Raw genomic sequence first — 20,054 nt, 5'->3', positions numbered from 1 at the left:
CAGACGCCCCGCGCGGAGGCGTCAGTAAACGTCGCCCTTCTTGGCCCGGTCCGAGAACTCGGTCGAGCCTCCATCGGCCAGGATCTTCGCCTGGCTCACCCAGTCATCGCGGCTCACCCGGCCCTTGAACCCGACAAGGTTCTGATCGGCCCAGGCCACCTCTTCCTCGGACCACGCGGCGATCTGGTCGAAATGGAACACGCCCATATCGTGCAGCGCCTGTTCCAGCTTCGGCCCCACGCCCTTGATGTGTTTCAGGTCGTCCGGCCCGCCCTCGCGCGCCTCGGACAGCAGTTCGGGTTTCTTGCCCTCGCCTGTATCCGCCGCCGGCGCGGCCTTGGTCTTGGCCTTGGGCTTCGACTTGGATTTCACCGCCGGTTCGTCCGCCTTGCCCGGCTTGTCCTCTGGCGCACGGGCAGACTCGGGCTTGCCCTTTTCCTTGGCCTGCGCCTCGGCCTTGGTCACGCCGGTATCGTCGGCGGTGGCCTTGGGCGGCGTCTTGTCGACGGGCTGGTCCTTCGCGGCCTCCTGCTTCGGCGGCTCCTTCACCTTCACGGCCGGGTCCGCCGGGCGGTGGTTCGCCCCCTTCTCTCGCCACGGCGCCAGAAGCGGCACCTCGGTGCCGTCGATCCGCTTGATCGTGTCGTTCAGGTCCGTGGCAAGCTGCACGCTGGCGTTGTACTTGGTCTGCCCGCTGTCGAATTCCTTCAGGCTGGTCAGCCCGGCCGCCGGCTCCGACGCATAGCGCCCGTTCTGCGGGCCCGGCACCGGCACCTTGCCGGCGGCCATCTCGTCGAGCATTTCGCCTAACCGCTCGGCCGTCAGGTCCTCGTAGTAATCCTTGCCGATCTGCGCCATCGGCGCGTTGGCACAGGCGCCCAGGCATTCCACCTCTTCCCAGCTGAACTTGCCATCGGCGCTCACCTCATGCGCGTTCGGCGCGATCTTCTCGCGGCACACGCCCACCAGGTCCTCCGCTCCGCAGATCATGCAGGACGTGGTGCCGCAAATCTGGATATGTGCAACGGAACCAACGGGATGCAGCTGGAACATGAAGTAGAAACTGGCCACTTCCAGCGCGCGGATATAGGCCATGTCCAGCATCTCGGCCACGTGCTCGATCGCCGGCCGCGACAGCCAGCCTTCCTGCTCCTGCGCGCGCCACAGAAGCGGGATGACCGCACTGGCCTGCCGCCCTTCCGGGTACTTGGTGATCTGCGCCTCGGCCCAGGCCCGGTTGGCCTCGGTGAACGCAAAGCTCTCTGGCTGTTCGTGGTGAAGACGTCTCAGCATGCTCAGGCACAGGCTCCCGTAGTCAGTTTCACGCCACCGTCAGGCAGGCTCACGGCCTTGTCGTTGGCAAGCATGTAGGATGTGATATCAAGCGCTTGCTGCCGGGTCAGCCCGGCCTGCAGCTCGACCGGCAGGTAATCGGAATCGTGCTTCAGCTCGCAGCCGATCGTGGAGGCCGCCAGCGTGTAATCCGCGATCATCTGCTCGTTCACGCCCTCCGGCGCCATGACACAGGCGGCCAGGCCAAGGGGCAGCCCCGCAAGCGCCATCACCTTCCGAATTCCCATCATCGTTCCCCCTTGTCGCCGCCAGTCCCCGGCAGCCTTGCCGGCGTTCTACCGGTCGATTTCCCCGAACACGACATCCATCGTCCCGATGATCGCCGCCACGTCGGCAAGCTGGTGCCCGCCGGCCACGAAATCCATCGCCTGCAGGTGCAGGAACCCCGGCGCCCGCAGCTTTGCCCTGTACGGCCGGTTCGACCCGTCCGCCACGAGGTACACGCCGAACTCGCCCTTCGGCGCTTCGACGGCGGCATAAACCTCGCCCTCGGGCACGTGGAACCCTTCGGTATACAGCTTGAAATGGTGGATCAGCGCTTCCATCGAGGTCTTCATGTCGCCCCGCGTCGGCGGCGTCAGCTTGCCGCGCGCAAGGATGTCGCCCCGCCCTTCAGGCGCCCGCAGCTTCTCGATGCACTGGTGCATGATCTTCAGCGACTGCCGCATTTCCTCCATCCGGCAGAGGTAGCGGTCGTAGCAGTCGCCGTTCTTACCGACGGGGATCTGGAACTCCATCTCGTCATAGCATTCATAGGGCTGCGCCCGCCGCAGGTCCCAGGCCAGGCCCGACCCGCGCACCATCACGCCCGAGAAGCCCCAGTCGAGGATATCCTTCTCGGTCACCACGCCGATATCGGCGTTGCGCTGCTTGAATATGCGGTTTTCCGTCAGCAGACCGTCGAGATCGCCCAGCACCTTCGGAAACTCGTTCGCCCAGGTCTCGATATCGTCGAGCAGCTCGTCCGGCAGGTCCTGGTGCACGCCGCCGGGGCGGAAATACGCGGCGTGAAGCCGCGCGCCACAGGCCCGCTCGTAGAACACCATCAGCTTCTCGCGCTCCTCGAACCCCCACAGAGGCGGGGTCAGCGCGCCCACGTCCATCGCCTGCGTCGTCACGTTCAGCAGGTGGTTCAGGATACGCCCGATCTCGGAATAGAGCACCCGGATCAACTGCGCCCGGCGCGGCACCTCGACCTTGCACAGCTTCTCGATGGCCAGGCACCACGCGTGCTCCTGGTTCATCGGCGCCACGTAATCGAGCCGGTCGAAATACGGCAGGTTCTGCAGGTAGGTCCGGCTTTCCATCAGCTTCTCGGTGCCGCGGTGAAGCAGCCCGATATGCGGGTCGCAGCGCTCGACGATCTCGCCGTCAAGTTCCAGGACCAGCCGCAAAACCCCGTGCGCCGCAGGGTGTTGCGGGCCGAAGTTGATGTTGAAATTGCGGATTTTCTGCTCGCCCGTCTGGGCGTCTTCAAATCCCTTGGAGCCGTCCATCATCGCGGACCTCCCTTGCGAAAGCGTTTGTAGATGACATAGCCGACAAATGCCGGCACGCCGATGACCGTGGCACAGGCCAAAGCCACCCCGACCCAGGCACCGAGTAGTAATAGTCAGGTCCCGACACCTCAGCGCCCTCCCTTACGTTCGGCCGAAAAGGCCATGATATAGAGCATGATGAGCGTGCAAAGCGGGAAGATCGCGGTGATCGCCCAGTAGCTGGAGATGCCGTATTCCGGAAGCAGCTTCCAGAACGGAACCACGAAGGCCACCGAGAGAAGAATAAGCCAGATCATTCTGTCACCCCTCGCTGCGCCCCACCCGTTCATTTCGATGCGGTGTCTTTCTCGTCCCCCGGCAGGATGTACTCGGCACCCTCCCACGGGCTCATGAAGTCGAATTGGCGGTATTCCTGAACAAGGCTCACCGGTTCATAGACCACCCGTTTCTGCACCTCGTCATAGCGCACCTCGGTATAGCCCGTGGTCGGGAAGTCCTTGCGCAGCGGGTAGCCGCGGAAGCCATAGTCGGTCAGGATGCGCCGCAGGTCGGGATGTCCCGAGAACAGGATGCCGAACATGTCGAACACCTCCCGCTCGAACCAGTTGGCCGAGGGATGAACGCCGGTGATCGACGGCACCATATCCTCTTCCCGCACGGCCACCCGCAGGCGGATGCGCTGGTTCTGGTACATCGACAGGAAGTGATAGACCACGTCGAACCGCTTGGCCCGCTCGGGGTAATCCACCCCCGTGATATCCACCAGGGTCGAGAACCGGCAGGTCGGGTCGGTCTTCAGAAACTCCACCAGACCGACGATATTCGCCAGCGCCACGTCGACATTCAGCTCGTCGAACGACACCTCCCAGCTCAACACGCAGTCGGTGCGCTTGGCCTCGATGTGTTCACCCAGTTCCTTCAATGCTGCCGTCATCTTACGATCGTCCCCGTCCGGCGGATTTTGCGTTGCAACTGCAGAATGCCATAGACCAGCGCCTCTGCCGTCGGCGGACAGCCCGGCACGTAGACATCGACCGGCACGATCCGGTCACAACCGCGCACCACGGAATAGCTGTAATGGTAATACCCCCCGCCATTGGCGCAGGAACCCATCGAGATCACGTAGCGCGGCTCGGGCATCTGGTCATAGACCTTGCGCAACGCCGGCGCCATCTTGTTGGTCAGGGTGCCCGCCACGATCATCAGGTCCGACTGGCGCGGGCTCGCCCGCGGCGCGGTGCCGAACCGCTCGAGATCGTAGCGCGGCATCGAGGTGTGCATCATCTCCACGGCACAGCAGGCCAGCCCGAAGGTCATCCAGTGCAGCGAACCCGTTCGGGCCCAGTTGATGATGTCCTCGGTCGAGGTGACAAGGAACCCCTTGTCCTGAAGCTCGCGGTTCAGCGCCTGAACCGCCGGCTCGCGTTCGTAATCGGGCTTGTAGGCCTCCACCGGCGCTTCCGCCGACGGCCCGCTTTTGATCCGGTCGCTCTGAAGGCCCTGGCCCTGGGTCTCGGTGACCCTGGCCTCTTCTTCGGCCATGTCGCTCTTCACTCCCATTCCATGGCTCCCTTTCTCCATTCATAGGCGAACCCGGCGGTCAGCACGGCAAGGAAGACCATCATCGACCAGAAGGCGGCCATGCTGATATCCTGGAAGGCCACCGCCCACGGGAACAGCATCGCGATCTCGAGATCGAAAATGATGAACAGGATCGACACGAGGTAGAACCGCACGTCGAACTTCATCCGCGCATCGTCGAAGGCGTTGAAACCGCATTCATACGCACTCACCTTCTCGGGGTCCGGGTGGCGGACGGCCAGGACGACGGCGGCGAGGATCAGCACAAGGCCAAGACCGATGGCGATGGCCAGTAGAAACAGGACGGGGAGGTATTCCCTCAGCATCTCATCCACGTGGTGGCTCCTTTCATGCGCAATCCATGCGCATCAAGCTGGCTCTTTTGACATAATCGGGTTTACCCCTGCCCCAGGATGGGGTCAACCAGACGGTGACAATTTCGCACCCGTCCGGACGCCCGTCACGACGCGGCGTTCAACCCGGCGCCGGTTCGCCGAAAACCGCTTGATTTCAAGGCGATCAAGCGTGTCACACCACGGGATGTATGCTTCATTCGGCCCCTGTCGAGGGATGCGGCGATCACGTTTTGCCCTCGCACTGTCGCTGCGTCGCCGCATCGCCCATAGGCGCGGTGCGGCGAACGCCCTGCCCCTGAGTCTACCGCCGTTCCCTGCCGCGGGCATTGCGCGCGGCCGCTCCCGCCGGCCCGTCACACCGCCGCCCCCCGGATCGCGACCACCCCGAGACGACCATGAGCCGCCCCGGAATCACGCATCCGCCGCCCGCCGCCGGCGTCTTTCCCCTCGCCGCGCTCCTCGCACCGGCCGCGCCCGGCGCCACACCCTCTCAGAACGTCAGCTTCGCCCCGACGATCACCGTGTGCGATTTCACCCCCGCCACGCTCGTCACCCGAGGCAGGATCAGCGGCACGAACCCCTCGTTATACATGTACTCCGCCCCGAGCCGCACATGCGGCGCCACCTCCACCTCGAGGCCGAGGATCGCCTGCTCCATCTTCTCCCAGGGCAACCCCCGCACCCCCTGCACGCCCCGGCTGAACGAGGCCGACCACACCGCCGGCCGCCCGAACACCTCGCCCCGCCAGCGCCCCTGCACCGTCGTCGCCTGCACGTGGTGACCGGTCGCCGGCCAGTCGTGCAGCGTGCGCGTGAACTCCGCCATCAGGTCGAACCGCGGCGTCGAGTAGACCGCGTTCACGTCCCACAACCCGTTCCAGACCCGGTTGATGCCGCGCCCCGGCGGATGGTGGGCAATCACGCTGTCATAGATCGTCCCGTGCAGGTACCCCGCCCCCAGCCGAAGGCTCCGGCCCCGGCCCAGGTCGAACCGGTGCGCCCCGTTCACCGCGAAATTGCTGAACGCCCCGTCATTCCGCGGGCTGCTCAGCACCCGCAGGCCCCGATGCGCCGGAATGAAGGTCAGCGCCAGCTCCGTGCGCGGCGTCACGTAGCCCAGCTCGATCACCGGCTCGTCGCTCTGCGGCCAGAAATAATGGGTCGAATGGCTGTGGGTGAACGGCGCATAGGTGGCGAAATTCCCGAAGTTCACCGTCTTGCGCCCGAAGGCGAGATACACCGGCGCCAGGTCCGGATCGCCGACCGCCACCCAGTACTTTCGCAGCTGGATGGGATCCTGCCCCGGATACTCCACCTCGGTGTACTCCCCCTGCGCAAACGCCGTCACCATCGGCAGCACCAGCGTGGTGTGCACCGAGATGTCGTTGATCACGCCATAGCCGTCCGACGTGCCGGCGGTGTGGGTCGGCGGCAGCCGCGACAGGATGGGAAAGCGCCCGGGCGTATTCGTCCGCTCCCAGATCTGCGTCGCCACGAACCGACCGCCCAGGTACAGCGCGCCCGGCTCCAGCCGCGCCTCGCTGCGGGCCAGAAACATGCGCGCGACCTTGTTGGTCACGTGGTCCTGCCGGTCGAACATCTCCTCGGAATACTGCAGGCTCGTGCGGACAAGGCCGTCGGGGTTGTACATCCCCTCCTCGGCGGCCGCCTGCACCGACCAAAGCGCAAGCGCCCCCGCCGTAATCCACCGCGCCAAATGTCCAACCATGCCGAGCCTCCTGCAATCCAACGGCCGCAGGTGTGGCACAACATGGTTTATGGGCCGTTAACCAAGCCCCGGTGACGGCAGGGCGGCCCTACCCCTCCGGCATCCACGCAGGCTTGCGCTTGTCGAAAAACGCGGCAACGCCCTCATGCGCCTCCGCCGTGTCCCAGGCATCGGCCAGCGCGCCGATGGTGTGCTCGATCGTCCCCGTGTCGATCCTCGGCCCCAGCGTACGCAGCAGCGCCTTCGACCGCGCCACCGCCCCCGGCGCGCAGTTGAGATAGGGCACGACCTCGTCCTCGATAGCCGCATCCAGCCCCTCGGCCGGCACCACCCGCGCCAGCAAGCCCAGCCGCACGGCCTCCTCCGCCCCGAAAATCCGGGCCGACATGAACACCCGCCGCGCGTTCGCCTCGCCCATTCGGGCACAGACATAAGGGCCGATCGTTGCCGGGATGAGACCAAGCCGCGGCTCGGTGAAGCCCAGTTTTACGCCCTCGGCACCAACGGCCACGTCGCAGACGCTCATCATGCCCAGCCCGCCGCCGAACGCATTGCCATGCACCTTCCCGATCAACGGCTTCGGCAGCGTGTTCAGCGCCTGCAGCATCATCGCCAGCTTCGTTGCCTCGGCCGAGCGCACCTCCGGCTCCGCCTCGAACTGCTCGCGCATCCAGCCAAGATCGCCTCCCGCGCAGAAACTCTTCCCCTTCGCCGCCATCACGACCACGCGCACACCGTCATCCTCCGCCAGCGCCGTCGCGGCGGCGTGCAGATCGGCAATCATCCGCGCCGACAGCGCGTTGTGCTTCTCCTCCCGGTCCAGCCACAGCGTCGCCACCCCGCGGCCATCCGTCTCGATGCTCACCGTCTCATACATCACCCAACTCCTTGCCAGTCTGTCTCAGCCAGTCCGCGTAAACCCACACCATGCGGTCCACGAACCAGATTTTCGGGATCATCGTCAGCAGCGTGCCGAACACCACCCATGCCGCGTCAAGCACCCACAAGCCCCACGCCATCACCAGCGCACCAGGAAGCGCCGCCACCGACAGGATCGCCGCCCATCTCCGGTGATGCTCCGGCACCTCGTGCCGCCGGTTCAGGAACACCCGCTCCCCCAGCACCCCCCGCGACGCCCAGCTATCCAGGCGCGCAGGCGGCGGAAAGGCCCTCGGGTTCACCCATGTCCACAGCAGCACCAGGGCCACGGCCCCCCAGGCCCAGGCCCCGATCCATACGCGTGACCACACCGCCAGCGCCAGCAGCGGCAGGATCGTGAACCGCGAATAAACTGACCACGGGCTCGCATGACGCGCCCACACGCGGTCGCTCATGCCCATTAGGCGTTCGGTGGCGCGGTAGAGCCCGCTCATCCGCCCGCCCGGCCCCGCATCTCGACCGCCAGCACGGCCGCATCGTTCAAGATCGCTGAATCGAGCCCCGTCTCGTAGCCAAGCCCCCTCAGCCGCGCATGCACCTTCTCGGTCGCAACGTTCCCCTTGGCACCGGGTGCGTAAGGGCACCCGCCCAAGCCCCCGACCGCCGCGTCGAACACCCGCACGCCACGCTCAAGCGACGCCTCGATATTCTCCACCGCCCGGCCGGACGTATCGTGGTAATGGCCCGCCAGCTTCTCAACCGGCACCACCTCCGACACCGCGGCCAGCATCGCATCGATGCTCTCGGGCGTGCCCTGCCCGATCGTGTCGCCCAGGCTGATCTCGTAACAGCCCATCTTGTACAGCGCCTCGGCCACCCTTGCCACCGACGCGGGCGCCACCGTGCCGTCATAGGGGCAATCCGTCACGCAGGAGACATACCCCCGCACAGGCAAACCCGCCACGCTCGCCGCCGCCGCCACAGGCGCGAACCTCTCGAGGCTCTCGGCGATCGTCGCGTTGATATTTGCCTTGGAAAACCCTTCCGAGGCCGACCCGAAGATCGCCACCTCGTCCGCCTTCGCCGCCTCCGCCGCCTCGAAACCGCGCATGTTGGGCGTCAGCGCTGCGTATCGCAACCCCTCCGCCCGCCGGATCCCCGCCAGCACCTCGGCCGAATCCGCCATCTGCGGCACCCATTTGGGGCTCACGAAACTCGCCACCTCGATCCGCCGGAACCCCGCCCCGCTCAGGCAGTCGACCAGCGCGATCTTGTCCTTGGTTGCGATCTGGCTCTTCTCGTTCTGCAGCCCGTCGCGCGGGCCGACTTCGAAAATCTCGACGTATTCAGACATCCCAGGCCTCGTAGAAATCCTTCTGGTAAAGCAACATCGCTTCCGGTCCCGGCAGCGACGCCTTGAACGCCTCCCGCCCGGTAATCCGCTCCATCCACGCGGACACTTCCGGGAACGCGTCGGTCCTGACGAAATGCCGCCCCATGTAGACCGCGTGCCCCACGCAGATATCGCAGGCGGAAAAGCCGCTCGTCAGCAGGTAATCCCGGTTCTCCACCGGCGTCGACAACTGCGCCTCGATCGCGGCAAAGCATTTCTTCATCCGCGCCGCTTCCAGCTTCATGACCACGGGGCTGCGCATGGCATCGTCGTAAAGCATGATGTGCTGCTGGGTCAAAATCGCCACGTGCTGGCTGATCGTCTCGGCGAAATGCACCCACATCAGCCAGTCCATCCGGTCCATTGCCCCCGGCGCCCGGCCCAGCCCCCTGTCAGGGAACTTCTCGCACAGGTATTCGACCATCGCGCCGCTCTCGAACATTCGCTCGCCCTCGATCTCCAGCGCCGGCACCCGACCGGCGGGCGACAGCGACAGGAACTCCGGCCGCCGCAGCGACTTGTCGAACGGGTGTTCGACCAGCTGGAACGGCACGCCCAGCTCGTTCAGAAGCCACAGCACCCGCATCGAGCGGGTCTGTGGCACGTGATGCAGGGTGATCATCGTCAAACTCCTTCCGGCAGCTTCGGCCGGGTCGCTCTTGCCACCTCGCAGGTGCCGGCCCAGGCCGCCCACGTCGCCAGCGCAGGCCGTCCCGACAACATATCGCCCCCCTCGGGCGCCATGCGGAAATAATCCAGCATCGGCCACAACAGGCAAGTCTCGAGCCCCGTCCGCCCCGGCACCAGCACCAGCCCTTCCGCGGCAATCTCCTCAAGCGCATCCAGCACAGGCTCCGCCTTCGCAAGCCCCTCCCGGACGATCTTCTCCTCCGCCGCATCTCCCATCAGCGGGCGAAACACCCGGTGCGAGAACACCTGCCGGACCAGCGGCCAGTAGAGATAGCTGTCGACGATCCCCATCACCTGCCGCATCCGCGCCCGTGCCGCCGCATCCCGAGGTGCCAGTTCCGGCCCGTCAAACGCACCCTCCACGTAATCGAGGATCGCCTGCGTTTCGTAAACCCGGAACCCGTCATGCTCCAGCACCGGCACCCGCCCGAACGGATGCAACGCTCGCAGCCGCCCGGCACTGGCGGCATCGAACGGGTCGCATTCCTCCTCCGCAAACACCACCTTCTTCGCCACCAGCGCCATCCGCGCGGCCCGCGTGTAGACGCTCAGATGGTAGCCTGTGAGGGTGAGCTGGCTCACGCCTCCGCCTCCTCCAGCCGCACCAGCGCCGCGCCCGCCGTGACCTGCGCGCCTTCCTCGACCAGCACCTCGGCCACGACCCCGTCGCGCGCCGCCAGCAAGGAATGCTCCATCTTCATCGCCTCCAGCACGGCCAGCCGGTCGCCCTCCTTCACCTCCTGCCCGGGCTTGGCGAGCAAGACCTTCACCAGCCCCGGCATCGGCGCCTCGATCACGTCGGCATCGCCCCCGGCAAGGCTGTCGCGTTCCAGCAGGTCGACCACCTCGAAGCTCAGCCCGTAATCGGCAAAGACGCTCACCAGGGCGCCATTCACCGCCACCGGCGGTGCCGTCTGGCCATCCAGTTGCCAGCGCCCGCCACTGCGCCGCGCCTCGACCGTTGCCTCGCCGACCACCACGTCATGCGCCTCGGCCGACAGCGTCCGCACCTTCACGACGATCTCCTCGCCGCCCCGCCGCAGATGCACGCTCCGCGTCAGCGGCGTCCAAAGGATGAAGCCCGCCTCGAACCCTTCCATCCCCAACAGCCCAAGCGCCGCCAGCGCCGCCAGCGCCGTCTCCCGCGGCCCCGGCTCCGGCACGACGACCAGCGTATCGAGATCCCGCTCGATCAAGCCGGTGTCCACGTCGCCGCGGGCAAACCCTTCATGATGCGTGAGCGCCCCAAGGAAAGCGAGGTTCGTCACCGTCCCCGCCACCTGGCAATCGCCAAGCGCCGCCGACATCCGGCGCAGCGCCCCGGCCCGCGTCGCGCCATGGGTGATCAGCTTCGCGATCATCGGGTCGTAGAAGGGCGAAATCTCGTCCCCCGCACGGACCCCGCTATCGGCCCGCGCCCCTTCCGGAAACTCCAGGTGCGCCAGCCGCCCCGTGGCGGGCAGGAACCCTTTCGGCACGTCCTCCGCGTAAAGCCTTGCCTCGAAGGCGTGCCCGTTGATCTCCAACTCCTCCTGCGATTTCGGCAGGCCCTCGCCACTCGCCACGCGCAGCTGCCACTCCACGAGGTCCACGCCCGTGATCGCCTCCGTCACCGGATGCTCCACCTGCAACCTTGTGTTCATCTCCATGAACCAGAACCCGTCCGTCCGCAGCCCGTCCGAGCCATCCACGATAAACTCGATCGTCCCCGCGCCCGCATAGCCAATGGCCTCTGCCGCCCGCACGGCCGCGTTGCCCATCGCCTCGCGCATCTCCTCGGTCATCCCCGGCGCCGGGGCCTCCTCGATCACCTTCTGGTGCCGCCGCTGCAGCGAACAATCCCGTTCGAACAGGTGCACCGCCTTCTCGCCATCCCCGAAGACCTGCACCTCGATATGCCGCGGCTTCTGCACGAATTTCTCGATCAGCACCGCCTCGTTGCCGAACGCCGTCTTCGCCTCGCCCTTGGCACTCTCCAGCGCCTCGGCAAACTTCTCCGGGCTCTCGACCAGCCGCATCCCCTTTCCGCCGCCCCCGGCGACGGCCTTGATCAGCACCGGATAGCCGATCTCATCGGCCTGCCCGGCCAGAAAGCCGGGCTCCTGGTTTTCCCCGTGATAGCCCGGCACCACCGGCACCCCGGCCTCCTCCATCAGCTTCTTCGCGGCATCCTTCAGCCCCATCGCCCGGATCGCCTTGGCCGACGGCCCGATGAATGTCAGCCCAGCCGCCTCGACCGCCTCCACGAAATCCGGGTTTTCGCTCAGGAAACCATAACCCGGATGGATCCCCTGTGCGCCCGTCTCAAGCGCCACTTCGATGATCCGGTCGCCCTTCAGGTAACTCTCCGACGGGGCGGACCCGCCGATATGCACCGCCCGGTCCGCCATCGCCATGTGCTTGGCCGTCCGGTCCGCGTCGGAATAGACCGCCACCGTGCGCACGCCCATCGCCCGCGCCGTCTCGATCACCCGGCAGGCGATCTCGCCCCGGTTCGCGATCAGTATCGTGTCAAACATGCTCAATCCTTCCGTCATTCCACCAGGGCGCCCAGCCGGTCACACCAGTTGACCACCGCGCCCCCGCCGCCGGCCTTTGCCGCGAGCCCCTCGCGCACCAGCCGGTCGGCCACATCCTCGTCCGCCACCGTCATCCGAACCGGCACCGCCCCGTCCTCTGCCACGTCACCGACACGGAAAACCGCCACGTCGTCCTCCTCCAGCAGCACCCGCAACCGGTCCCACCCCAGCGCCCCATGCGCCCGTTCCACCTCGCAACCAGGCTCCGCCATGTCCGGAACGTCGAGCCCGGCCAGCCGCGCCACCCGTTCATCTTCCCCGCAACTCAACCGCACCGTCCGCACATCCATCACTTCGGCTACCTCGCAACCCGCCATGGGCTCGCCTCCCTCGGTCCAGTGCACCTCCTGCCGCACGATATAAAGCCATCCCGCCACCGTCAGGCAGGTCAGCACGATCGCGCGGAGCAGGAAGGTCACGCCCGCGCACCCGGGTCACATCCGGAACACGCCAAACCTCGTCTCCTCGATCGGCTTGTTCAGCGCCGCGCTCAGGCTCAACGCCAGCACATCCCGCGTCTTCCTCGGGTCGATGATCCCGTCATCCCACATTCGCGCACTGGCAAAGAGCGGGTGGCTCTGGTGCTCGAACTGCTCCAGCGTCGGCCGCTTGAACTCGGCCTCCTCCTCGGCCGACCACGTCCCGCCCTTGCGCTCGATCGCGTCGCGCTTGACCGTGGCCAGCACGCCCGCCGCCTGCTCGCCCCCCATCACGCAGATCCGCGAATTGGGCCACGTCCACATGAAGCGCGGCTGATAAGCCCTTCCGGCCATGCCATAATTCCCCGCCCCGAACGAGCCGCCCACCAGCATGGTGATCTTCGGCACGCTCGTCGTCGCCACCGCCGTCACCATCTTCGCGCCGTGCCGTGCGATCCCCTCGTTCTCATAGGCCTTGCCCACCATGAACCCGGTGATGTTCTGCAGGAACACCAGCGGAATGTTCCGCTGGCTGCACAGCTCCACGAAATGTGCGCCCTTCTGCGCCGACTCGGAGAACAGCACGCCATTGTTGGCGATGATCCCCACCGGGCAGCCCTTCACATGGGCAAAGCCACAGACCAGCGTCTCCCCGAACCGCGCCTTGAACTCGTCGAAGCGCGAGCCGTCCACCACCCGCGCGATCACCTCGCGAATGTCGTAGGGCGTGCGCAACCCGGCCGGCACCACGCCCAGGATCTCGTCAGGGTCATAGGCCGGCTCTTCCGAGGCCTGCCACATCACCGTATCGGGCTTGCGCCGGTTCAGCCCGGCCACCGCCCGCCTTGCCAGCGCCAGCGCATGCGCATCATCCTCCGCCAGGTAATCCGCCACGCCCGACAGCCGCGTATGCGCATCGCCGCCGCCCAGCTCCTCGGCGCTGACGATCTCGCCAGTCGCCGCCTTCACCAGCGGCGGCCCGGCCAGGAAGATCGTCCCCTGCTCCTTCACGATGATCGTCACGTCCGACATCGCCGGCACATAGGCCCCGCCCGCCGTACACGAGCCCATCACCACGGCGATCTGCGGAATGCCCTTCGCGCTCATGTTCGCCTGGTTGTAGAAAATCCGCCCGAAATGGTCGCGATCCGGGAACACCTCGTCCTGGTTGGGCAGGTTCGCGCCCCCGCTGTCGACAAGGTAGATACAGGGCAAGCCGCACTCCGCCGCGATTTCCTGCGCGCGCAGGTGCTTCTTCACGGTCATCGGGTAATACGTCCCGCCCTTCACCGTCGCGTCGTTGCAGACCACCATGCATTCCGTGCCGCTCACCCGGCCCACACCGGCGATCACCCCGGCACAGGGCGCCGCGCCGTCATACATGTCGTGCGCCGCCGTGGCGCCGACCTCCAGGAACGGGCTTCCCGGGTCCAGCAGGTTCGCCACCCGTTCCCGCGGCGGCATCTTGCCCCGGCTGCGCTGCCGGTCCCGCGCCGCCTCGCCCCCGCCCTGCGCGGCGGCGGCCACGGCCTCCTCGACCAGCCCGAGCGCCTCCAGGTGCGCCTTGCGGTTGGCCAGGAAATCTTCCGACGATGTCAGGGCCTTGGATTTCAGTTTCATCGTCTCTCCTCACACACGCGCGGGGCCAATCATGGCCCGCGCTGTTGCAATTATGCTGCAGTGCCGCATTCGCACCGCGACTTGACCTGCATCAAGGCCCGACTCACCCCGCCGGGCGCAATCAGGGCGCACGAAAAAAGATTGGGACATACCATGAAAACCCTGACGAAACTTGCTCTTGCAACCGCCCTCTCCACTGTCGCGGCCGTTCCGGCCCTCGCGCAGTCCAAGGGCGACATGCTCCTCGGCCTCGGTGTCCACTGGGTTAATCCGACCGACAGCTGGAGCGCCACCGCCGCCGGTCCGGTCCGTGTCGACGACAACGTCCGCCCGACCCTGACCTTCGAATACTTCATCGCCGACCGCATCGGCCTCGAAGTGCTGGCCGCCTGGCCCTTCGAACACGACGCCGCCCTGCTGGGCGCCGGCGACGTGGTCAAGACCAAGCACCTGCCGCCGACGGTCTCGATCCAGTACCATTTCACCAACTCGTCGAACATCACGCCCTTCGCGGGCATCGGCGTCAACTACACCCACTTCTGGGATGAAAAAGGCACCGGCGCCCTCGCCGGCGTGCCGGTCAGCCTCGACGACAGCTGGGGCGTCGCCGTCCATGCCGGTCTCGACTTCAAGATCAGCGAGAAAGCCTCGCTGCGCGCCGATATCCGCTGGATGGATATCGACACCAAGGCCAAGGTCGGCGGCGTGCCGATCGGCAATGTCAGCATCGACCCGATCGTGATCGGTGCCGCCTACGTCATGAAATTCTGAACCCATCAAAGGGCGGGCCGGAGTCGGGCTGGCGGAGACGCCGGCCCGTTTCTTTTGTGGTGTCTTTCGCCGGGCGATCATGAGCCGCCCTCCGCCGCCGCGCGGGCCTTCAGATCCTTCCGGATCACCTTGCCGGTCACGGTCATCGGCAACGCGTCGAGAAACCCGATTTCCCTTGGATAGGAATAGCTTGCAAGCCGTTCCTTCACGAATCCCTGCAAGCGCCCGGCCAGTTCCTCGCTCGCCTCGACCCCGTCTTTCAGCACCACGTAGGCCTTGACGATCTCGGTGCGCATCTCGTCCGGTTTGCCCACCACGCCCACCGTCGCCACCGCCGGGTGTTTCAGCAGGCAATCCTCGATCTCCGCCGGCCCGATCCGGTAACCGGCCGAGGTGATCACGTCATCCTCCCGCCCGACGAAACGCAGGTACTCCCCCTCCCAGGCGCCCCGGTCCCCGGTCAGCATCCAGTCGCCGCGAAACTTCGCCGCCGTCTCCTCCGGCCGCTTCCAGTATTCCAGCATCATCGAGGCCGAGCCGCGCCGGATTGCCACGTCCCCCTCGCCCTCCGCAGGCTCTCCTCCCTCGTCTAGCACCGCGATCTCGTGTCCCGGTGCAGGTTTCCCGAGGCAGCCCGGCAACGGGCTGAAGAGGGCGCCACAGGAACTCGCCACCATGTTGCACTCGGTCTGCCCGTAAAACTCGTTGATCGTCACGCCGAAGGCGTGTCGCCCCCAGTCGAGCATCTCCGCCCCCAGCGGCTCGCCCCCGCTGGCCACCGTCCGCAACCCCTCGACCCGCACGTCCGCCGCCTTCAGCATCCGAAGCGCCGTGGGCGGAAAAAACACATTTTTGACAGCACCTTCTCCCACGATCCTCACGCACTCATCCGGCGTGAACTTCGCCAGCCGCGCCGCAACGACCGGCACCCCCAGCGCCAGCCCGGGCATCAGCACGTCAAAGAGCCCGCCGATCCACGCCCAGTCCGCCGGCGTCCACAGGCAATCCTCCGCCTCGCCCAGGAAATCGTGGCTCACCTCGACCCCCGGAAGATGCCCCGTCAGCACCCGATGCGCATGCAGTGCCCCCTTGGGGCTGCCCGTCGTGCCGGAGGTATAGATCAGCACCGCCGGGTCTTCCGCGCCGGTCTCGACCGTCTCGAACCGCCCCTCGGGCAGCGTCTCCTCTTCCGGAACGAAGGCCGCAATCCCCGGCAACGCCTCCAGCATCCCCACGCCCTCGGCATCCGTCACCACGACCCCGGCCCCGGCATCCGACACCCGGCTCGTCAATGCCTCCTGCTTGAAGAGCTTGAACAAGGGGATTGAAATCGCACCGATTTTCCAGATCGCCACATGCGCCGCCGCACACCACGCCCCTTGGCTCCGCAGCACGCCAACCCGGTCGCCCCGGCCGACGCCCCGCGCCACCAGTGCCTGCGCCAGCCCGTCGGCCATCTCCCGCAGCCGGCCATAGCTGACCTCCTGCCGCCCGTCACTCAGGTCGATGATCGCCACCCGGTCCGGCGCTGTCTCCGCCCAGTAATCGCAGACCTGCGCCGCCATGTTCAGCCGCTCCGGCAGGTTCCACCGGAACCCGTCGTACAGCGCCTCGTATGACCCGGCCCGCTGCAGCATCGCCTACTCCGGCAGCGCCGATTTCAGAACGCGCGCCTGCTGCGCCGTCTCATGCATCAGGCACGCCGCCACCGCAGGCCCTGCGCCCGAACCCCGGCCCCATTGCGACTGCTCGAACCCGCACCGGGCATCGCGATAGCCGATCCACGCCCGCTGCATGTCCCGCAGCGCGGCTTCCTGGCTCGGCACACCCTCGCCATTCCCAGCATCCATATCCTTGGAAAACGCCAGCAGCTCGCCATAGGTCGCGTTCAGCACCGTGTCCCACCACTGCGCCTCGGCCTGCAGACACTGGCTCATCCCCACCGTGGTCTGCCCGCCTTCACTCTCTTCCATGCACCGCTCGGCGGCCTGCCCGATACAGTCCTCGAACGCACCCGCCACGCCCACGCTCGCAAGGCAGGCCTCCGCCACCGAGGCATCGAACACCTGTTCCTGTGCCATGACAGGCCCCGCCAGCATCAACGCCACCAAGGCAAGCCTCATCCCATCGCTCCCATCATCTCGCGCCCCACCAGCATCCGCCGGATCTCGCTCGTCCCGGCGCCGATCTCCATCAGCTTGGCATCACGGAAGATCCGCGCCACCGGCGCATCGTTCAGGAACCCGGCCCCGCCCATCGCCTGAACAGCCTGGTGCGCCTGAACCATCGCCTGTTCGCTGGCATAAAGACAGCACGCCGCCGCATCCTGCCGCGTGACCTCTCCGCGGTCACAGGCCTTGGCCACCTCGTAGACATAGGCCCGGGCCGAATTCATCGCCGTGTACATGTCGGCAATCTTCCCCTGCATGAGCTGGAAATTCCCGATCGGCTGGCCGAACTGCTTGCGCTCAATCATGTAGGGCATGATCTCGTCGAGGCACGACGCCATGATGCCCAGCCCGATCCCGGCCAGCACGACCCGCTCGTAATCGAGGCCAGACATCAGCACCCGAACGCCCTTGCCCTCCTCGCCCAGCACGTTCTCGAACGGCACTTCCACGTCCTCGAAGATCAGCTCGGCCGTGTTCGACCCGCGCATCCCCAGCTTGTCGAAATGCACGCTGGTCGAGAACCCCTTCATGCTCTTCTCGATCAGGAAGGCGGTGATGCCCTTGCTCCCGGCCTCCGGGTCGGTCTTGGCATAGACCACCAGCGTATCGGCATCCGGCCCGTTGGTGATCCAGTACTTGTTCCCGTTGAGCTTGTAGTGATCGTTCCGCTTCTCGGCCTTCAGCTTCATGCCGACCACGTCACTGCCAGCGCCCGCCTCCGACATGGCCAGCGCCCCCACATGCTCGCCCGAGACCAGCCTGGTCAGGTATTTCTCCTTCTGCTCGGCAGTGCCGTTCAGCCTGACCTGGTTCACGCACAGGTTCGAATGCGCGCCGTAGCTCAGCGAAACGCTGGCCGACGCCCGCGCCACTTCCTCCACGGCGACCACGTGCGCGAGATAGCCCATGTCGACCCCGCCATACTCCTCCGGCACGGTGATCCCCAGGAGGCCCATCTCGCCCATCTCTTTCCAAAGCTCGTTGGGAAAGGCGTTCTTCTCATCGATCCCGGCAGCCATCGGCTTCACCCGGTCCTGCGCCCAGCGATGCGTCATCTCGCGCAGCGCGTTCACATCCTCGCCCAGGTCGAACTTCATCACGGCGTTGAACATGGGCCTCCTCCGGCATTTATTGAACACTTGTTCATTTACTATATCGCATTCCGAGTCGCGTCAATCCCGGAACCGTCGGCGCGGCCCCGCCCGCACCCCCGATCGGCGCGGAACCCCGCCCTGCCAGCCCGCGTTGATCCTGCGAAGAGGCTGACATCTGGAAAAGGATCCTATCATGACCGACAACCTGAAAGACACGTTCTGGGACCGTCTCGACGACATCACCGCGGGGATGCTCTCGGCCCCCTCCGCCCCGCCGCGCCCCATGGCCCATATCGCCAAGCGCAAGGATGACATGCTGTGGTTCATCACCGCCAAGGGCACCGACATCGCTCAGGCGGCCGAGAACGGCGCACCGGGCCAGTACACGCTGGCCTCCTCCCACGGCCAGCTTTACGCCGCGGTCGAGGGCACGCTGAAAGTCGTCAACGATCCCGAGAAACTCGATGAAATCTGGTCGCCCATGGCCGCCGCGTGGTTCGAAGACGGCCGCCATGACGACAAGGTCTGCCTCGTGGGCTTCACCCCGGTCAAGGCGGAAGTCTGGGAAACCGACGGCACCGCCAAGACCCTGTTCGAGATGGCCCGCGCCAACATCACCGAGGACACCCCCGATCTCGGCAAGCACGGCCACCTGACGTTCTGAGCCGGACGCCCAACGCAGAAAGCGCGGCCCCCTCCAAGGGCCGCGCTTTTCATGTCACGCCGCCTGCTCCTGCCAGACGGCGCCCACCTCGGCCCGGATGATCCGCGCGATCAGCGCGCAATCGTCGAGCGTGAAGGTCAGCGGCAGCCGCATGTCCACGATCCCCTTCAGCACCCGGTCCGATTTCGGCATTCGCTCCGAAGGCGCATAGCGCCAGCTGTCATACCGGCTGGTGAACCCCACGGGCTCCGCGCCGCCGAACCACTTCAGCTCCACGCCCCGCCCCTTGCAGCGGTCTATCACGTCGGCCACGGCGGCGTCGGGCCAGTCGAGCAGCAGGAACTGGATAGACGAGCCCACGTACCGCTCCTCCTCCGGCCGCTCCACCATCCGCAGCCCCGGCGTGCCGCGCAGGCCTTCCTCGACAGCCCGGTACCGCGCATTCCACGCCGCGCATTGCCCGTCCAGCTTCGCCAGTTGCGGCCGCAAGATCGCCGCCCGCAGATTATCCATCCGCCCTGACACGTTGGGCGTTTCGTACTTCACCCGCGCGAAAACCGCCTCAGGCGGTACCGTCCCGTTCCGACCATACAGCATGTATGACCCCGACAGCATCACCGCCCGCGCCATAACCTCGTCATCGTCGGTGACAAGGAACCCGCCCTCGCCCGAGTTCATGTGCTTGTAGGTCTGCGTCGAGTAACACCCCACCAGCCCGTGCCGGCCCGAGGGCACGCCCTTCCACGCCGCCCCCATCGTATGCGCGCAATCCTCGATCACGGTGATCCCGGCCGCGTCACAGATCGCCATCAGCCGGTCCATGTCGCAGATATGCCCGCGCATGTGGCTCAGCATCAGCACTTCCGCCTCGCCAGCCTTCGCCTGCAGGTCGTCGAGATCGATCACCAGATCTTCCGTCACCCCCACGAAGACCGGCACCGCGCCGGCCCCGGCAATCGACCCAGGCACCGGCGCCAGCGTGAAGGCATTGGTGAGCACCCGGTCGCCGGGCCTGACCCCCACGGCCCGCAGCGCCGTACCCATGGCATACCCGCCCGACGCCACCGCCAGCGCGTATTTCGCACCCACGTAGCCCGCGAATTCCCGCTCCAGCAGCGCAACCTCGCCATCCTCGCCCTCGGCCAGGTTGTACCGGTGCAGCCGCCCGTGCCGCATCACCTCCAACGCCGCCGCGATCCCCTCTTCGGGGATCGGCTCCTGCTGGGTGAAACTGCCTTTGAATTTTTCCGTCATGG

The 20,054-nt window shown here is 66.3% G+C and carries 22 protein-coding genes; 2 read left to right on the top strand and 20 right to left on the bottom strand.

Going from position 1 to position 20,054, the window contains the following annotated elements:
• Positions 1 to 21 precede the first annotated feature (21 nt).
• The 16 genes from QUV18_RS05705 to QUV18_RS05630 form a co-directional block, all read right to left on the bottom strand.
• Positions 22 to 1,293 carry an NADH-quinone oxidoreductase subunit E gene (locus QUV18_RS05705; protein ID WP_300892464.1) on the bottom strand — a complete coding sequence of 424 codons (1,272 nt, stop codon included), beginning with the start codon at positions 1,291 to 1,293 and terminating at the stop codon, positions 22 to 24.
• Between the two features lie 2 nt (positions 1,294 to 1,295).
• Entirely contained in the window at positions 1,296 to 1,580 is a 285-nt protein-coding gene (locus QUV18_RS05700) for a hypothetical protein (protein ID WP_300892463.1), read from the bottom strand.
• Positions 1,581 to 1,628: 48 nt separating this feature from the next.
• Positions 1,629 to 2,849 (bottom strand): NADH-quinone oxidoreductase subunit D, encoded by a 1,221-nt coding sequence (locus tag QUV18_RS05695; protein ID WP_300892664.1) that lies wholly within the window; start codon positions 2,847 to 2,849, stop codon positions 1,629 to 1,631.
• Positions 2,850 to 2,980: 131 nt separating this feature from the next.
• Positions 2,981 to 3,148 (bottom strand): hypothetical protein, encoded by a 168-nt coding sequence (locus tag QUV18_RS05690; RefSeq protein WP_300892462.1) that lies wholly within the window; start codon positions 3,146 to 3,148, stop codon positions 2,981 to 2,983.
• A 29-nt stretch (positions 3,149 to 3,177) separates the two neighbouring features.
• On the bottom strand, positions 3,178 to 3,786 hold the full coding sequence (locus tag QUV18_RS05685; protein WP_300892461.1) for an NADH-quinone oxidoreductase subunit C: 609 nt from the start codon (positions 3,784 to 3,786) through the stop codon (positions 3,178 to 3,180).
• The gene (locus QUV18_RS05680) at positions 3,783 to 4,412 is read right to left on the bottom strand and encodes an NADH-quinone oxidoreductase subunit B family protein (protein WP_300892460.1); all 630 of its coding nucleotides are present in this window, start codon (positions 4,410 to 4,412) and stop codon (positions 3,783 to 3,785) included. Before QUV18_RS05680 ends, QUV18_RS05685 begins: the two co-directional genes overlap by 4 nt.
• Complete coding sequence (locus QUV18_RS05675) at positions 4,403 to 4,768, bottom strand: NADH-quinone oxidoreductase subunit A (RefSeq protein ID WP_057816534.1); 366 nt, start codon at positions 4,766 to 4,768, stop codon at positions 4,403 to 4,405. The genes QUV18_RS05680 and QUV18_RS05675 overlap by 10 nt, the downstream gene beginning before the upstream one ends.
• A 511-nt stretch (positions 4,769 to 5,279) precedes the next feature.
• Positions 5,280 to 6,518, bottom strand: coding sequence for a hypothetical protein (locus tag QUV18_RS05670; RefSeq protein WP_300892459.1), 1,239 nt, complete (start codon positions 6,516 to 6,518; stop codon positions 5,280 to 5,282).
• Positions 6,519 to 6,606: 88 nt separating this feature from the next.
• Positions 6,607 to 7,395 (bottom strand): crotonase/enoyl-CoA hydratase family protein, encoded by a 789-nt coding sequence (locus QUV18_RS05665; protein WP_300892458.1) that lies wholly within the window; start codon positions 7,393 to 7,395, stop codon positions 6,607 to 6,609.
• Complete coding sequence (locus QUV18_RS05660; protein ID WP_300892457.1) at positions 7,388 to 7,891, bottom strand: DUF6653 family protein; 504 nt, start codon at positions 7,889 to 7,891, stop codon at positions 7,388 to 7,390. The genes QUV18_RS05665 and QUV18_RS05660 overlap by 8 nt, the downstream gene beginning before the upstream one ends.
• Positions 7,888 to 8,751, bottom strand: a complete 864-nt coding sequence (locus QUV18_RS05655) for a hydroxymethylglutaryl-CoA lyase (RefSeq protein ID WP_300892456.1) — start codon at positions 8,749 to 8,751, stop codon at positions 7,888 to 7,890. The genes QUV18_RS05660 and QUV18_RS05655 overlap by 4 nt, the downstream gene beginning before the upstream one ends.
• Positions 8,744 to 9,412, bottom strand: coding sequence for a glutathione S-transferase family protein (locus QUV18_RS05650; protein WP_300892455.1), 669 nt, complete (start codon positions 9,410 to 9,412; stop codon positions 8,744 to 8,746). Before QUV18_RS05650 ends, QUV18_RS05655 begins: the two co-directional genes overlap by 8 nt.
• 2 nt (positions 9,413 to 9,414) lie before the next feature.
• A complete protein-coding gene (locus QUV18_RS05645) occupies positions 9,415 to 10,062 on the bottom strand; it encodes a glutathione S-transferase family protein (protein ID WP_300892454.1) in 648 nt (215 codons plus the stop codon).
• On the bottom strand, positions 10,059 to 11,999 hold the full coding sequence (locus tag QUV18_RS05640; RefSeq protein ID WP_300892453.1) for an acetyl/propionyl/methylcrotonyl-CoA carboxylase subunit alpha: 1,941 nt from the start codon (positions 11,997 to 11,999) through the stop codon (positions 10,059 to 10,061). Before QUV18_RS05640 ends, QUV18_RS05645 begins: the two co-directional genes overlap by 4 nt.
• 14 nt (positions 12,000 to 12,013) lie before the next feature.
• Complete coding sequence (locus QUV18_RS05635; protein ID WP_300892452.1) at positions 12,014 to 12,478, bottom strand: hypothetical protein; 465 nt, start codon at positions 12,476 to 12,478, stop codon at positions 12,014 to 12,016.
• Between the two features lie 15 nt (positions 12,479 to 12,493).
• Positions 12,494 to 14,098 (bottom strand): carboxyl transferase domain-containing protein, encoded by a 1,605-nt coding sequence (locus QUV18_RS05630; protein WP_300892451.1) that lies wholly within the window; start codon positions 14,096 to 14,098, stop codon positions 12,494 to 12,496.
• 153 nt (positions 14,099 to 14,251) lie between these two features.
• Here QUV18_RS05630 and QUV18_RS05625 point away from each other — a divergent pair, with 153 nt between their 5' ends.
• Complete coding sequence (locus QUV18_RS05625) at positions 14,252 to 14,869, top strand: OmpW family outer membrane protein (protein ID WP_300892450.1); 618 nt, start codon at positions 14,252 to 14,254, stop codon at positions 14,867 to 14,869.
• 77 nt (positions 14,870 to 14,946) lie between these two features.
• Here QUV18_RS05625 and QUV18_RS05620 read toward each other — a convergent pair whose 3' ends face one another.
• The 3 genes from QUV18_RS05620 to QUV18_RS05610 are packed head-to-tail and all read right to left on the bottom strand — an operon-like array spanning position 14,947 to position 18,152.
• A complete protein-coding gene (locus QUV18_RS05620) occupies positions 14,947 to 16,506 on the bottom strand; it encodes an AMP-binding protein (RefSeq protein WP_300892449.1) in 1,560 nt (519 codons plus the stop codon).
• 3 nt (positions 16,507 to 16,509) lie between these two features.
• Entirely contained in the window at positions 16,510 to 16,992 is a 483-nt protein-coding gene (locus QUV18_RS05615; protein ID WP_300892448.1) for a lysozyme inhibitor LprI family protein, read from the bottom strand.
• Positions 16,989 to 18,152: an isovaleryl-CoA dehydrogenase gene (locus QUV18_RS05610; protein WP_300892447.1), complete on the bottom strand. Its 1,164-nt coding sequence runs from the start codon at positions 18,150 to 18,152 to the stop codon at positions 16,989 to 16,991. Before QUV18_RS05610 ends, QUV18_RS05615 begins: the two co-directional genes overlap by 4 nt.
• Before the next feature lie 175 nt (positions 18,153 to 18,327).
• Here QUV18_RS05610 and QUV18_RS05605 point away from each other — a divergent pair, with 175 nt between their 5' ends.
• Complete coding sequence (locus QUV18_RS05605; protein ID WP_300892446.1) at positions 18,328 to 18,798, top strand: pyridoxamine 5'-phosphate oxidase family protein; 471 nt, start codon at positions 18,328 to 18,330, stop codon at positions 18,796 to 18,798.
• 54 nt (positions 18,799 to 18,852) lie between these two features.
• On the opposite strand, the gene QUV18_RS05600 is transcribed toward QUV18_RS05605, so the two are convergent.
• The gene (locus tag QUV18_RS05600) at positions 18,853 to 20,052 is read right to left on the bottom strand and encodes a DegT/DnrJ/EryC1/StrS family aminotransferase (protein WP_300892445.1); all 1,200 of its coding nucleotides are present in this window, start codon (positions 20,050 to 20,052) and stop codon (positions 18,853 to 18,855) included.
• Positions 20,053 to 20,054 lie beyond the last annotated feature (2 nt).

The organism is Roseovarius sp. (genome assembly GCF_030373445.1).
Taxonomy (GTDB): Bacteria; Pseudomonadota; Alphaproteobacteria; order Rhodobacterales; family Rhodobacteraceae; genus Roseovarius.
Note: the sequence above shows the minus strand (reverse complement) of the source record. Positions and strands in the feature narration are given on the sequence as shown.

Bases quoted from the DNA above. Each gene is read 5' to 3' on its own strand.
- QUV18_RS05705 (WP_300892464.1), bottom strand. From the start codon at position 1,293: ATGCTGAGACGTCTTCACCACGAACAGCCAGAGAGCTTTGCGTTCACC.
- QUV18_RS05700 (WP_300892463.1), bottom strand. From the start codon at position 1,580: ATGGGAATTCGGAAGGTGATGGCGCTTGCGGGGCTGCCCCTTGGCCTG.
- QUV18_RS05695 (WP_300892664.1), bottom strand. From the start codon at position 2,849: ATGGACGGCTCCAAGGGATTTGAAGACGCCCAGACGGGCGAGCAGAAA.
- QUV18_RS05690 (WP_300892462.1), bottom strand. From the start codon at position 3,148: ATGATCTGGCTTATTCTTCTCTCGGTGGCCTTCGTGGTTCCGTTCTGG.
- QUV18_RS05685 (WP_300892461.1), bottom strand. From the start codon at position 3,786: ATGACGGCAGCATTGAAGGAACTGGGTGAACACATCGAGGCCAAGCGC.
- QUV18_RS05680 (WP_300892460.1), bottom strand. From the start codon at position 4,412: ATGGGAGTGAAGAGCGACATGGCCGAAGAAGAGGCCAGGGTCACCGAG.
- QUV18_RS05670 (WP_300892459.1), bottom strand. From the start codon at position 6,518: ATGGTTGGACATTTGGCGCGGTGGATTACGGCGGGGGCGCTTGCGCTT.
- QUV18_RS05665 (WP_300892458.1), bottom strand. From the start codon at position 7,395: ATGTATGAGACGGTGAGCATCGAGACGGATGGCCGCGGGGTGGCGACG.
- QUV18_RS05660 (WP_300892457.1), bottom strand. From the start codon at position 7,891: ATGAGCGGGCTCTACCGCGCCACCGAACGCCTAATGGGCATGAGCGAC.
- QUV18_RS05655 (WP_300892456.1), bottom strand. From the start codon at position 8,751: ATGTCTGAATACGTCGAGATTTTCGAAGTCGGCCCGCGCGACGGGCTG.
- QUV18_RS05650 (WP_300892455.1), bottom strand. From the start codon at position 9,412: ATGATCACCCTGCATCACGTGCCACAGACCCGCTCGATGCGGGTGCTG.
- QUV18_RS05640 (WP_300892453.1), bottom strand. From the start codon at position 11,999: ATGTTTGACACGATACTGATCGCGAACCGGGGCGAGATCGCCTGCCGG.
- QUV18_RS05630 (WP_300892451.1), bottom strand. From the start codon at position 14,098: ATGAAACTGAAATCCAAGGCCCTGACATCGTCGGAAGATTTCCTGGCC.
- QUV18_RS05625 (WP_300892450.1), top strand. From the start codon at position 14,252: ATGAAAACCCTGACGAAACTTGCTCTTGCAACCGCCCTCTCCACTGTC.
- QUV18_RS05620 (WP_300892449.1), bottom strand. From the start codon at position 16,506: ATGCTGCAGCGGGCCGGGTCATACGAGGCGCTGTACGACGGGTTCCGG.
- QUV18_RS05615 (WP_300892448.1), bottom strand. From the start codon at position 16,992: ATGAGGCTTGCCTTGGTGGCGTTGATGCTGGCGGGGCCTGTCATGGCA.
- QUV18_RS05610 (WP_300892447.1), bottom strand. From the start codon at position 18,152: ATGTTCAACGCCGTGATGAAGTTCGACCTGGGCGAGGATGTGAACGCG.
- QUV18_RS05605 (WP_300892446.1), top strand. From the start codon at position 18,328: ATGACCGACAACCTGAAAGACACGTTCTGGGACCGTCTCGACGACATC.
- QUV18_RS05600 (WP_300892445.1), bottom strand. From the start codon at position 20,052: ATGACGGAAAAATTCAAAGGCAGTTTCACCCAGCAGGAGCCGATCCCC.